The sequence below is a fragment of the Mucilaginibacter gilvus genome, from assembly GCF_004054195.1.
GTDB lineage: Bacteria > Bacteroidota > Bacteroidia > Sphingobacteriales > Sphingobacteriaceae > Mucilaginibacter > Mucilaginibacter gilvus.
Map to the genome: position 1 here is coordinate 279,394 of NZ_SBIW01000008.1, position 13,660 is coordinate 293,053.

Here is a 13,660-nt window from a genome sequence, read left to right on the forward strand (position 1 = left end):
ATGACGAATGATGTAACCCTTTGGAAAAAGACTGATGAGGTAATTATACCAAAGCAGACGAACAATGTATCGCAAATAGTCAATCTTGGTGTTCAGCTATCGCAGAAAGACCAACGACAAATAATAAGATCTTTCGAGGACGGGTCTTATGAAATGGTTGCAACATTTATTTGGACAAAGGCAATCAACTCTTTGAGAAATCAATTGAGTAAAATGGGAATATCCTTTATAGCTGAAATGTTAGATAGGCCAGATATTAGCGAACATACAAATGTACAACAAGCTATATCTGATTTTGAAGCTATTCGTTTGGCGGAAGAATTGGGGGTGATAAGCGGGACTGCCGCTTTTAGATTGAAGCAAGCAATGGAATTGGTTACACATTTCAATCAACCAGAACTTGAGGACAGTCCAGAGAATGAATTAAGCGATGATGAAACTAAAACTATAATACGAACCTGCGTACAAAGTATCTTAATATATGATAAAGTTGAGGCCGCAATTAACTTTAAAAATTTCAGAAACGAACTTGAAGAACTAACGTTGAATGAAGACAGCCCAATAATTATTAAATTGGTACAAAATCCTTATTTTTTTCAAAGGACAACCATTAGAATTTTAATGCTCTTGGTAAAAACAAAGTTGGGGGCTCAGCTTGAAAATGCGTTGGCAAATGCCAATTTAATAATACCTCAGCTTTGGCCTAACTTAAAACACCCAGAACGATATCAAGTTGGTCGCACTTACTCTGAACTATTTTCAGATGGAAAGTCAAAAGCTGCCAATGGATTACGTGGAGTCTTATTAAAAGTTAAAGGCTTTGACTTCGTGCCAGAAGACTTAAGATCATCTTCATTTATTAAAGTTGCAAATGATATTTTGTCAGCACATAACGGAATGAATAATTTTTACAACGAACCGGCTCCGGTAAATACTTTGTTAAGGATGGGTAGCGTGATACCCTCTCCCGCTTTCCAAGTTTGCGTTACGGCTGTATTATGTGTACGACTCGGCAACTCTTATGGCGTTTCTAATGCAGCCCAAGATGGAGCAAATGCTATTTTGAAAAACATAACTACTGATCGGTGGATCTACTTCTTTAATGAGTGCATTCAGAGTAATGAAATATTGTTATATAAATTAATGCAATATCGTCCAACGAGTATCTGGTTAACTGTTTTTGCGAGTAAATTTTTGGGCCGTATCAGCTCCGAGCTAAAAAACAAGGACATTATAAACTTGGTGAAATTTACCAATGAGAAAAAAATAGACCGTATAAATAATTTGGCTGATGCCATGTATCAAAAATTGGGATACGCAAATAGCTAATGCCTTTAAATTTACACTTCCCTGAGAACACATCGTTTCAATTCTACCGTTTCCCCTAAATGGTAAGCCATTTTCTATTGGAATAATCCGCCGCTTCTATCAGCGGCGCGGAATGAGGAGTTGCAACGTATAGCCCGGCTGCAGGCAACGCCCATATTTAGATTCAAGACTTAAGAAACAAGATTCAAGAAAGGAGAACAACCCCACTCCATCCGCACTTCCACTCAATATTTCTCTTCCTGTGCAATCGTACGATGAACTACGAACCATCAACCATGAACTCCCTTCCCCCCCCCCCCCATCTTGGCGCGAGTATCCGCGTTGGCCAAAGCACCGGGCTACTCGTGCTTAACAATGCCGGGCGGCTTTGCCCCAACGAGTGCAAATATAGCACCCAACAGCAGTGGTGACACGATTTTGTCACCAATCGGTATTTTTCAAATAATTGATTATAAGGTACTTAAAAGTGTTCACGATGTTCACGGTGTGGCTCGTGAACACTTTTTGGGGATTCGGTAGTGTAGAGAAGCAGCCCTAACAATCGCGACATACCCAATGGCTCAATGACTCATCTGAAATCTGCACATCCTCACATCCCCTAACGTGTTAATATTCAGCAAAATGTTAACAAATAAATTACCGGTTCGTAACGTTTAAGTAATAGTTAATCGCTTATTTTTATAGACCGTAAAAAGGTCAGTACTAAAAATCATCTAAAAATATTTTTATGGCCTGGAAAAAATTTAGCGGAGAGATCATTCAAACCCCCATTTTAGAAGAAGTAGAGGCTGCCATAGAGCGCGAAACCGCTCTCGGCAACAAGCTAAAAGTCTGCATTGGTACCGATTCGCAGGTAAAAGGTTCCGTTACCGATTTTGCTACAGTTATCGTCTTTATCCGCGAAGCACGCGGCGCCTTTATGTTCATCCACCAGGAGCGTACCTCCCAAAAAATGACCATCAAAGAGCGGATGCTTAACGAAGTGCAAAAATCCATAGACATTGCCTACCAACTCTGCGACCTGCTGGACCTGTATGAGGTTGAGCTGGAAGTACATGCCGACATCAACACTAACCCCATGTTTAAAAGCAACCAGGCGCTGCACGAGGCCATGGGTTACATCCTCAGCATGGGTTTCGTGTTCAAAGCCAAGCCGGAAGCATTTGCAAGTTCGTGCTGCGCCAATAAGATGGTGCAATAGGGAGGGGAGGAAAAAATTTCGGATTTCGGATTTTCAATTTCGAATTTAGAAGTTGATTTGCCTCCTCGCCATGCCGAATTTATTTCGGCACCCCTTATGCAAAGCTCGCGATTAAGCAGATCCGCGTAGCATAGCGGCAACTTTTATGATGGGGTGTTGAAACAAGTTCAACATGACGTTTCTTTTTTTTCCTTCATTATTCGATATTCTGCATTCGGTGTTCGATATTTGAGTTGAACAAAACGCCACTCTAATCGCTAATACCTATGTCGCCGCTTATTGAAATTACCGATCCTCATATCCTGGATGGCTCTGCCATATTAATAGATGTACGCGGCGGTGCCGATGCGCACGACCGCTACCTTGCCGGGCACCTGCCCAAAGCCGTTTTCGCCGGACTGGATGCCGACCTGGCCAGCCATCCCGAGAATGCTGCCAACGGTGGCCGCCACCCTTTGCCAGCCCTGGAAGATTTTGCCGCAACGCTGGCCCGCTGGGGTGTTATGCCCGATAGCCATATAATAGTTTACGATGATAAGGCCGCTGCCATGGGCGGAGCACGCCTCTGGTGGATGCTGCGGTCGATAGGGCACACCAATGTACAGGTGATCAACGGTGGCTTAAAGGCCGCCACTGATGCCGGGATCCAATTAACCACCGGCGAATACCAGAACGCTGCGGTAGGTACCTACCCCATAGCTGCCGAGTACACCAACACGGTTGATATAGAAGAGGTAAAAAAGGCCGCTAAGGATGATAATCGGGTGGTGATTGATGTGCGCGAAGGCGTACGCTACCAGGGCATCACCGAGCCGCTGGACCTTGTTGCGGGGCATATACCCGGCGCGGTGAATTTGTTTTACAGTACCAGCCTATCGCCGGAGGGGAAATACCTTACCTCTAAAGCCCTCGAAACGCTTTATAAAGACACCATTGGCGATGTAAAGCCGCAGAACGTGATTGTGCATTGTGGGTCGGGCGTTACGGCCTGCCACACGCTGCTTGGGATGGAACATGCGGGCATTACCGGGCCGAAGCTCTATGTAGGGTCATGGAGTGAATGGAGCCGCAGGGATCTGCCGATTGCCACAACGGAGCAATAATTACCGGACGTAAAACCGGGGCAAACTAAAATGCGTTAATCTCCATTGTGAAAACATACGTTTTAAAGCTTAAGCAAAACCTGCCAATCACTTTGGATGAGGCATGGGATTTTTTTTCGTCGCCGCATAACCTGGCTAAAATTACCCCGCCCGAAATGAACTTTGTGGTAACCAGCGATTATAACGGCGACGGCAAAATGTATCCCGGAATGATCATTACCTACAAGGTGTCGCCCCTGTTGGGTATTAAACTCAATTGGATGACCGAAATAACACATGTAGAACCGGGCAAATACTTTGTGGACGAGCAGCGCTTTGGGCCTTATGCTTTATGGCATCATCAGCACCATTTTAAAGAGATCCCCGGCGGGGTGGAGATGACTGATCTACTGCATTACGCCATCCCTTTTGGTGTAATTGGCCAGCTAACCAACGCCGTTTTGGTGCGCGAAAAAATTAGAAAAGTGTTTGAATTTAGAGTGAAAACAGTAGAAGAGATATTTGGGAAATACACCGTATAGATTTTATTTACTACAATAGTATTTGGAAGGGCTGCATTATTTGCGGCCCTTTTTATTTTACACCCCGCGCTGATGTGTCTGCAAATCAGTAACGCTTTTTTACAATCCCTGTAACGAATTTATTTTTTCGAAAGTCTACTCCCACTAAAATGGCCATTGGAAAATATTAAACAATAATTAAAATATATTTAATATTTTATATTTAAAAACTAAATACCTAACTTACAATAGTTTATGTATTGGTTATTTTTAATTAATTAACTTATAATAAAATGAAATTAAACCTACCTGTAAAATCACTACTATTAGCGCTGGCACTTACAGTAAGTGCTGCCGTATGCTGGGAATTATTTCTACGAAGCAAAGGACTTAAACCTAATTTTGATGACGGACCCGAACTATGGGCCAATAGCCGCGCCATGGTTTACCAACCATCAAACAAGGCAACTGTATTTATCGGCTCATCGCGCATTAAATATGACCTGGATATCCCAACCTGGGAAAGCGCAACCAAAACCCAGGCGGTGCAATTGGCTATGGTGGGTTCTTCGCCGCGTGCCCTGCTCACCAACCTCGCTAACGACCCTGAATTTAAAGGCAGATTGGTTGTAGATATTACCGAAGTGTTGTTTTTTAGCCAGTCGCCGCGTTTGGCCATATCACCAATGGCCGGTATAAACTACTATACAAAGCGCACGCCTGCACAAGCGGCGAGTTTCGCGGTTGATAAATACCTCGAAGCAAACCTGGTAATGCTAAATCAGGATTTTTACTCGCTTAACGGTTTGCTTACCCACCTGTACGTGCCCAATCGCATGGGCGTTTACGCCGGGCTCGATTTCCCGGTTGGCTTTGGTGAAACCGCATACAGCCGGCAAACTGCCATGAGCGCCGCGTTTTTGGCCGATACCAACCGTATTAATAAGGTGCGCGGTATATGGGGTTTTGTAGCCAAGATGGACCCAACGCCGCCCGTAACCGGTAAGGCACTCGATGTCATCCTGGCTTCGGTTAAGCAGGATGTGGATAAGATAAAAGCGCGCGGCGGTGATGTGGTATTCTTACGCACACCATCCAGCGGTCCGTTTTTTATGGGCGAAAGCATGGGCTACCCTCGCGCTAAATATTGGGACAGGCTTATTGTAACAACCGGCTGCAAAGGGGTGTTTTTTAAAGATTACCCGGCATTGGCCAACTTAGTTTGCCCCGAATTTTCGCACCTGAAGCCCAGCGACGCCGTAGTGTATACCAATGGCATGATAGCCGCGCTTAAACAGCAAACCGACTGGAAACTATAATTATACAATACAAATATTAATTCTACACCTATCTCATCATGGTTTTTAACTCCTATACCTTTGTAGTATTTTTTGCAGTAATGCTGCTACTACATAATCTTCCTTTATCCTGGAAGGTAAAAAAAATCAATCTGCTGCTCGCCAGCTACATATTCTACGCCGCCTGGAACCCACCCTTTATACTGCTGCTTTGGCTATCAACCGTGGTAGACTTTTTTGTGGGGCGCGCTTTATATACGCAACAGAACAAGGTGAAACGCCATGCGCTGCTTGTAGTTAGCCTTATAGGCAACCTGGGTATGCTGTGCTTCTTTAAATACGGAACCTTCTTTTTAGAGAATTTTGTGGCGCTTTGTAATGTACTGGGCTTTGATTATCACCCGGCGCAACCAAGCATTATTTTACCTGCCGGTATCTCGTTCTATACTTTTACCACCCTTTGCTATACGATAGATATGTACAAGCGCGAAAGCAAACCGGTAAAATCGATGTTGGATTTTTCGCTATTCGTTACCTTCTTTCCGCATTTGGTGGCAGGGCCTATTGTACGCCCGCCGCAGTTGGTGCCACAGTTCGAGACTGAACGTAAAGCCACTAAACAGCAACTGCTGGATGGTTTGCTATTGTTAACGCTCGGTATTTTTATGAAAGTGGCCCTGGCCGATAACATGCTGGCCGCAACTGCCGATGCCGTATTTGGTGCTCATGCGCCCCTGGGCTCGCTTGATGCCTGGGCAGGTGTGCTCGCCTTCTCGGGACAAATATTTTTTGATTTTGCCGGTTATTCTACAGCGGCTATTGGTGTTGCTCTGTGCCTGGGCTTTGTACTTCCGCAAAATTTTGCGTACCCATACGCGGCTATCGGTTTTTCTGATTTCTGGCGCAGGTGGCATATCACGCTCTCGTCATGGCTGCGCGATTACCTGTACATCCCATTGGGCGGTAACCGTAAAGGGCATTTCCGTACCTACATCAATCTGATGATCACGATGCTGATCGGCGGGCTTTGGCATGGTGCCAACTGGACGTTTGTAGTTTGGGGCGGCCTGCATGGATTGTTCCTCTGGATAGAAAAAGCTATGCAAGACAGTCGCCGCAAGGCAACAAATTTATCTTCGGATGATGCAGTTGTGGCTACGGCTTCTGTTATCCCGGGAGTTAAGATCAAAGAGAATTTCTTAAAAGCATTGCTTACGTTTTTCCTGGTTTGTATTACCTGGGTATTTTTCCGTTCGGCAACGTTTGGTGGGGCATGGGTACTACTTAACGCCATGTTTGCTCCCCGGCCCGGTACTGCGCCTTTATTAACCAGCATTGCCATTGTAAAAGTAGCAGTTGTAATAACACTGATGCTGGTATGCCATTGGACCATGCGCAAAACTACCGTGCTAAAAACAGCAGGTAAGCTGCCATGGTGGGGTGTGGCGTTGGCGTGGTCGTTCATGCTGGTGATGATCTTCCTCAGTCAGGAATCAAGCAAATCCTTTATCTATTTCCAGTTTTAAAACCAGGGAATAGTCATTTAACCAAACAGGCCGCAAAGAAATGCGACCTGTTTGGCAGTATTAAAATGTGTGAAATCGATTCCTAATCTGTGTAATCCTAAAATTATATTTTCAATACCGCCTGCAATGCGCCGCCGTAGCCTACACCTGCATTTCTACCCATAAAGGTGTAAAATCCGCTTGCGAAAACCGAAATACGGCGTGTAAAAGTATGCCCCACATTTACAGCTCCCTTGGTGAAAGCGAAATCCCGGTTCACGCTCAGGTTCTGGCTGAAAGATTTGTTGGAGCTGGAGGAGTTTTGACCGCCAATTTCAAAACTTACCTGGTTTTTTTTATTGATGGGGATGCCTAACAAAGCCGAGTATACAATAACATTTGGCCCCTGCTTATCAAAGTAACGGCGATAACCGGCCTCTACGTTAAAATAGCAGCCTCGTAAAAAGTTTTTATTAAAGCTGCCGGTGTACATAAACTTTACTTCGGAACCAAAAACGCCGTAACCCAGGTCGAGCACATCCTCATCATGTTTATAAAGCGGTGCTATGCCCGATACCTGTACCGAGAAATACGCCTTATAATCAAAATTAACAAGCGCGTAGCTTAAACCTGCCTGGATATCGCCAAAACCAAAACTTTCCTGGTAAGTAGTACCTGCCGCAGTAGTATACTGGCTGTTTTGGTCGGGCGCTAAAACGTTTACGATGAGATCTAAGCGGCGGGTGATGCCATAGCCAACATATAAGCCGTAAGCATAGCTGGTGAATGAACTGTTCCCCGCTGGTTTTACCTTTTTACCGCTGGAGTTGTATACATCCTTAGAGGTGTAGTAGTTGAAGGATGGCACCACAATGTTGCGGTACTTGCCTATAGGCCAGCCTGCAAAAGCCTGCTGGCGGGCCGAGCCGATGATAACCAGTAATAAACAAAATATGTAAATTCTTTTCATGGTATGTGCTGTTTACGGCATCCTGAAATCTTCTTTCAGCCAGTAATATTGAAATGTAAAGTATGTAAAGTTAACCTCGTGCGCTTTATCTGCAACAACAAAATATTCGTTACTGGTGCTGGCAAATTTATTAAACATGCCAAAGCTGCATCGCGGCGGGCAAAATTCATCAAGTAAGCCTATGCCCATCAGTACTTTGCATTTTACTTTGTCGGCAAAGTTTTGCGGGTCGTAATAATCCCAAACGGCAAGTAGTTTTTCTTTGCTGAAGCCCGCGTGTTTTTTTATGTAATCATGAAAAACAAGCGTTGGCCAGGTATCAGTAGGATACGAACTGCCAATGGCGTAGGAGTCGTGCATATCGGCATATAATGGCACCTGGAAAGTGCAAAGCTTTACACGCTTATCCATAGCAGCTACAAACACGGCAAGTGCCCCGCCCTGGCTACCACCCTCTACCACTATCTTTTCGGGGTTGAGGCGCAGCTTAGAAGCGTTGGCGGCAATAAAATCTACACCACGCAGGCAATCCATATAGGCGCCACGATAGATGTACTTATCACGGCTTTCTATATTCACTAAATTGTATTGCTTATAATCGGGCGCTATTACATCACGGCTGTTACCGTTACCGCGTACGTTAATGGTAAATACCGCGAAATCCTCTTTATCATAATCGGGCTTCATCTCAATGGTATAGCCGGGCACACGGTATAAAACCGGGTAGTTTTTGCCGCCCTTTGGCACGGTAAGCCATCCACGGATGGTGATGCCTTCCCAGGATTTCATCTCGGCCAGGTAAACAATTTTTTCTTTGGTCGATCTTTTCTTATCCTCGGTGAACTTAAACTCCGGTTTAATGCTTTTTAAGGTATCGATGGTGCCTTTCCAAAACGCTTCGAAATCGGCAGGTTTGTGCAGGGCGGTTTTTATTTTTTCGGGGTCGATGCCGAACACGCGTTTTACGGTATCGTCATAAGTGGTAAGGTTAAACATAAAGTGTACGCGGTAAAAACCCGGGATGCGCTTTGGCAGCAGAACGCTATACGTTTCCGACGAGTTTTTGATGAGATGCACCGGCATACTATTGGTTGATAGCTGCCTGAAATCGTCGCTCAGGACGTTATAGGTAAGCTTGCCGTCCTGGTTATCCTTGTAGGTGCTTTTTAACTTCAGCTTAAATTCAATGTTGTCGTCGCCTTTAAAGAGGGCGTTTTTAGAACCCGGTTTTACCTCTATAAATACTTCACCCTCTTCCTTTTTTTCGTCTTGTGCAAAGGTGCTATAGCAGCCTGCCAGGATGATGCTTACGGTAACAACATAAAATTTAAACCCTCGTAGTAATTGCATTTTTATGATTCTCTTTTTTAAAGCCTGGTTTTATACGGATACTGCGCGCTTTTTGTTCCTGATCAAAAAATTGGATTGGCGAATGTAGTGGTTCAGCGGTTCTTCTATGAGTTTAAACAACAAAACAGATACCCCGTTGAGGATGATAAAAGCGTACAGCACATTTAAATTATCGTATTGAAAAGGCGAGCTCCAGTCAACGCCCCATTTATCGTAAAGCTCGAACACCCAGTCGTTAAGCCAGTTGAAACTAAAGTGCAAGCCATCATACATCCAGCCTAAATGGATGAGGTAAAATATGTAGGAGCTTTTGCCCAGTAGCTCCACAAATTTATTTGATAATATTTTTTTCAGGAGGGATGTCTCGGTAAGCAGGCCGTAAAAAAACAAGGCGATACTTACCGACAGCAGGTAGTTATTGGTGATAATACCCAGCGGATGGTGAAGCCCTGCAATTTCGCCCTTAGGTATGGGCAATGTACTCATGAACCATACACAGGCAAATATCAGCACAAAACCAAGATAAGTAAGCTTTTGCTTGCTGCTGCCATCCAGCTTTTTTTTGCGAACGATAAGCGCCAGTTGGATGCCCACAAAGAACTCGAAGCAGCGCCCCAAAAAGGTGTACAGCATCATAAACGTAAAATTGCTGAAGAAACCGTACCAGTTAACATTGCGGAATATAAGTACCAGTAAGGCGCCGATGCCGGTAATAATGAGGGGTTGGATGTAGAATTTTTTGTAGCGCTGCGCGAAGTAAAAGATAAACGGGGCCGAAAAGTAAAAGCATTCTTCTACCGTTAAGCTCCAGCCCTGGGCAATGCCGGTGAATTTTAGCTGATCGAAAAAGCCGCGTACAAAGGTAATATGCATCAGGAACAAACCGATGGGGCTTGCGAAACCATTGGTCACCTTTTCGTCATGCGTAAAATAGAAAGAAACGAAAGCCGCCAGCGTGAGCAAAAAGTACATGGGATAGATGCGGGCAACACGGTTTTTAAGGTATTGTTTAAACCAACCGCTGCTTAACTCAAAGCTATCGAAATAACGGAAAGCAATTAAAAAACCCGAAAGCGTGAAGAAGATTGTTACCCCGATGTGGAATTCGTTAAGAAAACGTTGCACAGCATGGGGAAAGTTCTCATCAAACGCGTAAGCGTAATGAGATATAAAAACGAGGTATGCAGCAAGTGCGCGTACCCCGGTAAGAGCCGGAATATAGGTAAGTAAAGGTTTTTGCGCCAAAACGGATCAGTTTTTTCGTCCCTAAAGATAATTTTTATATCGGAGGATATGCAAAATTTGCGCCACGGACTGGCTTTATTCCTGAAACGCGGGGTGATTTTAGCTTAACAGAAAAATAAACCATTTTACCTTATGCAAACATAGAATCACAAATTGGAAGGATGCGCTTAAAGCGCCGAACCCTGTACCACCCCTTTATTCAATATCTTTTGGTCGATGTAATATTGGATCTCGCTTTTTTTCAAGCCCCAGTTAGGGGCTATGAGTAATTCGCGATCGCTGAGGCCGAAGAGGCGCTGAATAATGATATCCGGCCTAACGCGCGGCAACAGTTCGCATAAAAACTCCGCATACTCATCCAGCCCGAAAAGTTTGAAGGGCTCGCGTTTGTATTTTACGCCCATTACGCTGCCCTCTACAATATGCAGGTGGTGGAATTTTACGAATTTTATCTGCGCGTGGCGATTGATCTCGTCGGCATATTTCAGCATCATCTCGTGGCTTTCCCATGGGAAACCGAAGATGGTATGCACGCAAACATCCAGTTTGGTGTTCTCGGTCAGTTTTAGTGCTTTCAGCAATTCATCGTGGCTGCAGCCGCGGTTGATCTGGTTAAGTGTTTCATCGTAAATGCTTTCCATGCCCATCTCCAGGTCTACATCAAACCTATCTGTATAACTTTCCAGTAAGGCTATTTTTTCGGCGTCGATGCAATCGGGACGGGTGCCTACGCTCAGGCCAACAATGTCCTCGGTACCGTAGCTTAGTGCTTCATCATACATCATTTTTAAATAATGCGCCGGGGCATAAGTATTGGTATTGGGCTGAAAGTAGATGATGAATTTATCGGCCTTGTTGCCGTTGCGGGCGCGTTCCATACCCTGTATCACCTGCTCGCGCACGGTAGGGGCATTGCGACTAACCGATGGCGTAAACGAATCTACATTGCAATATGTGCAGCCACCATAGCCTTTGCTGCCATCGCGGTTGGGGCAGGTGAAGCCTCCATCTACAATAACCTTAAATACACGGTGCCCCTTGTACTTCTCCTTAAGCCACGGGCCATAATTGTTATAGCCCTTCTCCCACGGGGATTCCACCGGTTTTAAAAGCGATGGCACCGATTGTGTTTCTGATACTGATTGCATTACCGCAAAGGTAGTGATTTTAGATTACACCGATTTATAGCACCAATTACATCGATTTAATTCGTGTACTAATTGGCTAAAATATCCGCTGCCGTATCACCTCCATAAACCCTTCGCGGAATTTGTCGCTAACGGGGATCTGTTTGGTGCCGATGTAAATGTGGTTATCCTGAATCTTATTGAGCAAGCGTGTGTTTACAATGTACGAATTGTGCACCCGTACAAATGGCTGCGGTAGTTGCTCCTCAATATCTTTTAAACGGCGGTATATCAGCAGTTCTTCGGTGCCGGTTACCAGGCGCACGTATTCTTTTTCGCTTTCGAAATAAAGCACTTCGTCCAGCAAGATCTTGCGCAGCGTTTTGCCGGTTTTAAAAAAGAAGTAGTCGGCTTCCGGCTTGGTGGTGATGGACTCCGGCGGGGATGCATGTTTGCCGAAACAGGCATCTATTTTTTGCGTGGCAGCCACAAAGCGTTTCAGGGTGATAGGCTTCAGCAGGTAATCAATGGTTTGGTAGGCGTAGCTTTCGGCGGCGTGCTCGGCATAGGCAGTGGTGAACACAATTTTAGTGTCCTTTGGCAGCAGTCCCGCCAGTTCCATGCCGGTAAGGTGCGGCATATTGATATCCAGAAAAATAAAGTCAACGGTGTGCTTTTTTAAGAATTCTATCGCCTCCAAAGCGTTATAGCATTTACCCAAAAGCTGCCATTGGGTGGTTTGGCCTATAAGCACTTCCAGCAAGCTAACCGCATTGGGCTCGTCGTCTATAATGATGCACCTTAAATTCATAGCAGCGGGATGTTTAAGCGGGCTACGTAAATATCGCCTTTATTTTTGGTGGATAGGTCAAAATCATCTTTGTACAATAACACCAGCCGTTTGCGCAGATTTTCTATACCAAAGCCGGTGGAGTTGGGGTTTAGCGGCACATCCGGGATAGTGTTCTCCGTGGTGAAGATCAGCCTGCCGTTTTCCTGTACAAGAGAGATATCTATTTTATTATCCACGCTCGATTTATCGATGCCGTGCTTAAAAACATTCTCCACAAATGTCATCAGCAGCATTGGCGGGATGCTGAGTGTGGCGTCGCAATTATTGCTGAACGTAAGATGGATCTCGTACCGGATGCGGATCTTCTCCAGCTCAATATAATTCTCAATAAACAGGATCTCGGTACCGATGGATACCACTTGCTTAGGGCTTTCATCCACAAAATAGCGCATGATGTTGGAGAGCTGCTCTATCAGCCCTGCCGTGCGCGGCGCTTCCAAATAAGCTTCATAATAAATGTTATTGAGTGTATTGAACAGGAAATGCGGCTGCACCTGAGATTTGAGCAGGTTGAGTTCGGCCTGTGTTTTTTGTACGATGATCTCTTCGGATTGGCGCTTCAGATCGAAATAAGCTATCGCAATGCGGAAGATAAAGCTAAGCAGGAAAATGAGTATGCCGCCTACAATAAAACCTGATAGTATTTTAAAGGTCATTGCCTCGGGCTTGGGGGCAAAGAAGGTGTTGTAAACCGTAAGCGTAATAAAGCCCCGGATGATACCCACCGCAAAAAGGAATACAATAACAGCCAGTACATACCATACAAAGCGCCCTTTTTGGTAAAGCTTTGGGAAAAGCCAAAGGATGTTACCATAAATAATGGCGGCGTAAAAAGCGGTGTATATAATAGCATAAGCAAACGCCTGCCCAAAGGGGTCCATCGGTAACAGGGAGAGCATGATCACCACAAAAACAGATACCCAAACGGCTTGCTGCAATTGGATGGCGGTAAGCTTACCGGAGAATAATTTCATGTTTAAAAATACGAAGCTTTTTGGTGCCCCACGATAGTTTTAAACGCCGGGTCTTATTTATTCAATAGAAAGGGTTGTTTTGTCAATGCTTACACCAATTGGCGGTTTAGGCCGCTGTTTTACCGCCTATTGAATTGAGGAGGCCAAACGCTAAATATAATGGGTATAGGGTTGAAACGATTTCGGAATGCTTTTGAAGAGGCAC

General features: G+C 44.8%; 12 protein-coding genes. 6 read left to right on the forward strand and 6 right to left on the reverse strand.

The genetic code is table 11. From position 1 onward, the window contains the following. From EPL05_RS18060 to EPL05_RS18085, 6 genes are all read left to right on the forward strand, one after another. On the forward strand, positions 1-1,329 hold the full coding sequence (locus EPL05_RS18060; RefSeq protein ID WP_128535386.1) for a hypothetical protein: 1,329 nt from the start codon (positions 1-3) through the stop codon (positions 1,327-1,329). A gap of 727 nt (positions 1,330-2,056) precedes the next feature. Next, positions 2,057-2,530, forward strand: a complete 474-nt coding sequence (locus EPL05_RS18065; RefSeq protein WP_128535387.1) for a ribonuclease H-like YkuK family protein — start codon at positions 2,057-2,059, stop codon at positions 2,528-2,530. Between the two features lie 266 nt (positions 2,531-2,796). Continuing rightward, the gene (locus tag EPL05_RS18070; protein WP_128535388.1) at positions 2,797-3,633 is read left to right on the forward strand and encodes a sulfurtransferase; all 837 of its coding nucleotides are present in this window, start codon (positions 2,797-2,799) and stop codon (positions 3,631-3,633) included. Between the two features lie 47 nt (positions 3,634-3,680). Beyond that, positions 3,681-4,154 carry an SRPBCC family protein gene (locus EPL05_RS18075; protein WP_128535389.1) on the forward strand — a complete coding sequence of 158 codons (474 nt, stop codon included), beginning with the start codon at positions 3,681-3,683 and terminating at the stop codon, positions 4,152-4,154. A gap of 272 nt (positions 4,155-4,426) precedes the next feature. Then, positions 4,427-5,452 (forward strand): hypothetical protein, encoded by a 1,026-nt coding sequence (locus EPL05_RS18080; RefSeq protein ID WP_128535390.1) that lies wholly within the window; start codon positions 4,427-4,429, stop codon positions 5,450-5,452. Between the two features lie 38 nt (positions 5,453-5,490). Continuing rightward, a complete protein-coding gene (locus EPL05_RS18085; RefSeq protein ID WP_128535391.1) occupies positions 5,491-6,957 on the forward strand; it encodes an MBOAT family O-acyltransferase in 1,467 nt (488 codons plus the stop codon). Between the two features lie 103 nt (positions 6,958-7,060). Here the strand turns inward: EPL05_RS18085 and EPL05_RS18090 are convergent, their stop codons facing one another. The 6 genes from EPL05_RS18090 to EPL05_RS18115 form a co-directional block, all read right to left on the reverse strand. Next, positions 7,061-7,906: a hypothetical protein gene (locus EPL05_RS18090; RefSeq protein ID WP_128535392.1), complete on the reverse strand. Its 846-nt coding sequence runs from the start codon at positions 7,904-7,906 to the stop codon at positions 7,061-7,063. Positions 7,907-7,918: 12 nt separating this feature from the next. Continuing rightward, entirely contained in the window at positions 7,919-9,256 is a 1,338-nt protein-coding gene (locus EPL05_RS18095) for an acetylxylan esterase (protein ID WP_128535393.1), read from the reverse strand. 30 nt (positions 9,257-9,286) lie between these two features. Next, the gene (locus EPL05_RS18100) at positions 9,287-10,501 is read right to left on the reverse strand and encodes an acyltransferase family protein (RefSeq protein ID WP_128535394.1); all 1,215 of its coding nucleotides are present in this window, start codon (positions 10,499-10,501) and stop codon (positions 9,287-9,289) included. 167 nt (positions 10,502-10,668) lie between these two features. Beyond that, positions 10,669-11,649 (reverse strand): TIGR01212 family radical SAM protein, encoded by a 981-nt coding sequence (locus EPL05_RS18105; RefSeq protein WP_128535395.1) that lies wholly within the window; start codon positions 11,647-11,649, stop codon positions 10,669-10,671. Between the two features lie 76 nt (positions 11,650-11,725). Continuing rightward, a complete protein-coding gene (locus EPL05_RS18110; RefSeq protein WP_128535396.1) occupies positions 11,726-12,439 on the reverse strand; it encodes a LytR/AlgR family response regulator transcription factor in 714 nt (237 codons plus the stop codon). Further along, positions 12,436-13,455, reverse strand: coding sequence for a sensor histidine kinase (locus EPL05_RS18115; protein ID WP_128535397.1), 1,020 nt, complete (start codon positions 13,453-13,455; stop codon positions 12,436-12,438). The genes EPL05_RS18110 and EPL05_RS18115 overlap by 4 nt, the downstream gene beginning before the upstream one ends. Positions 13,456-13,660: the final 205 nt, after the last annotated feature.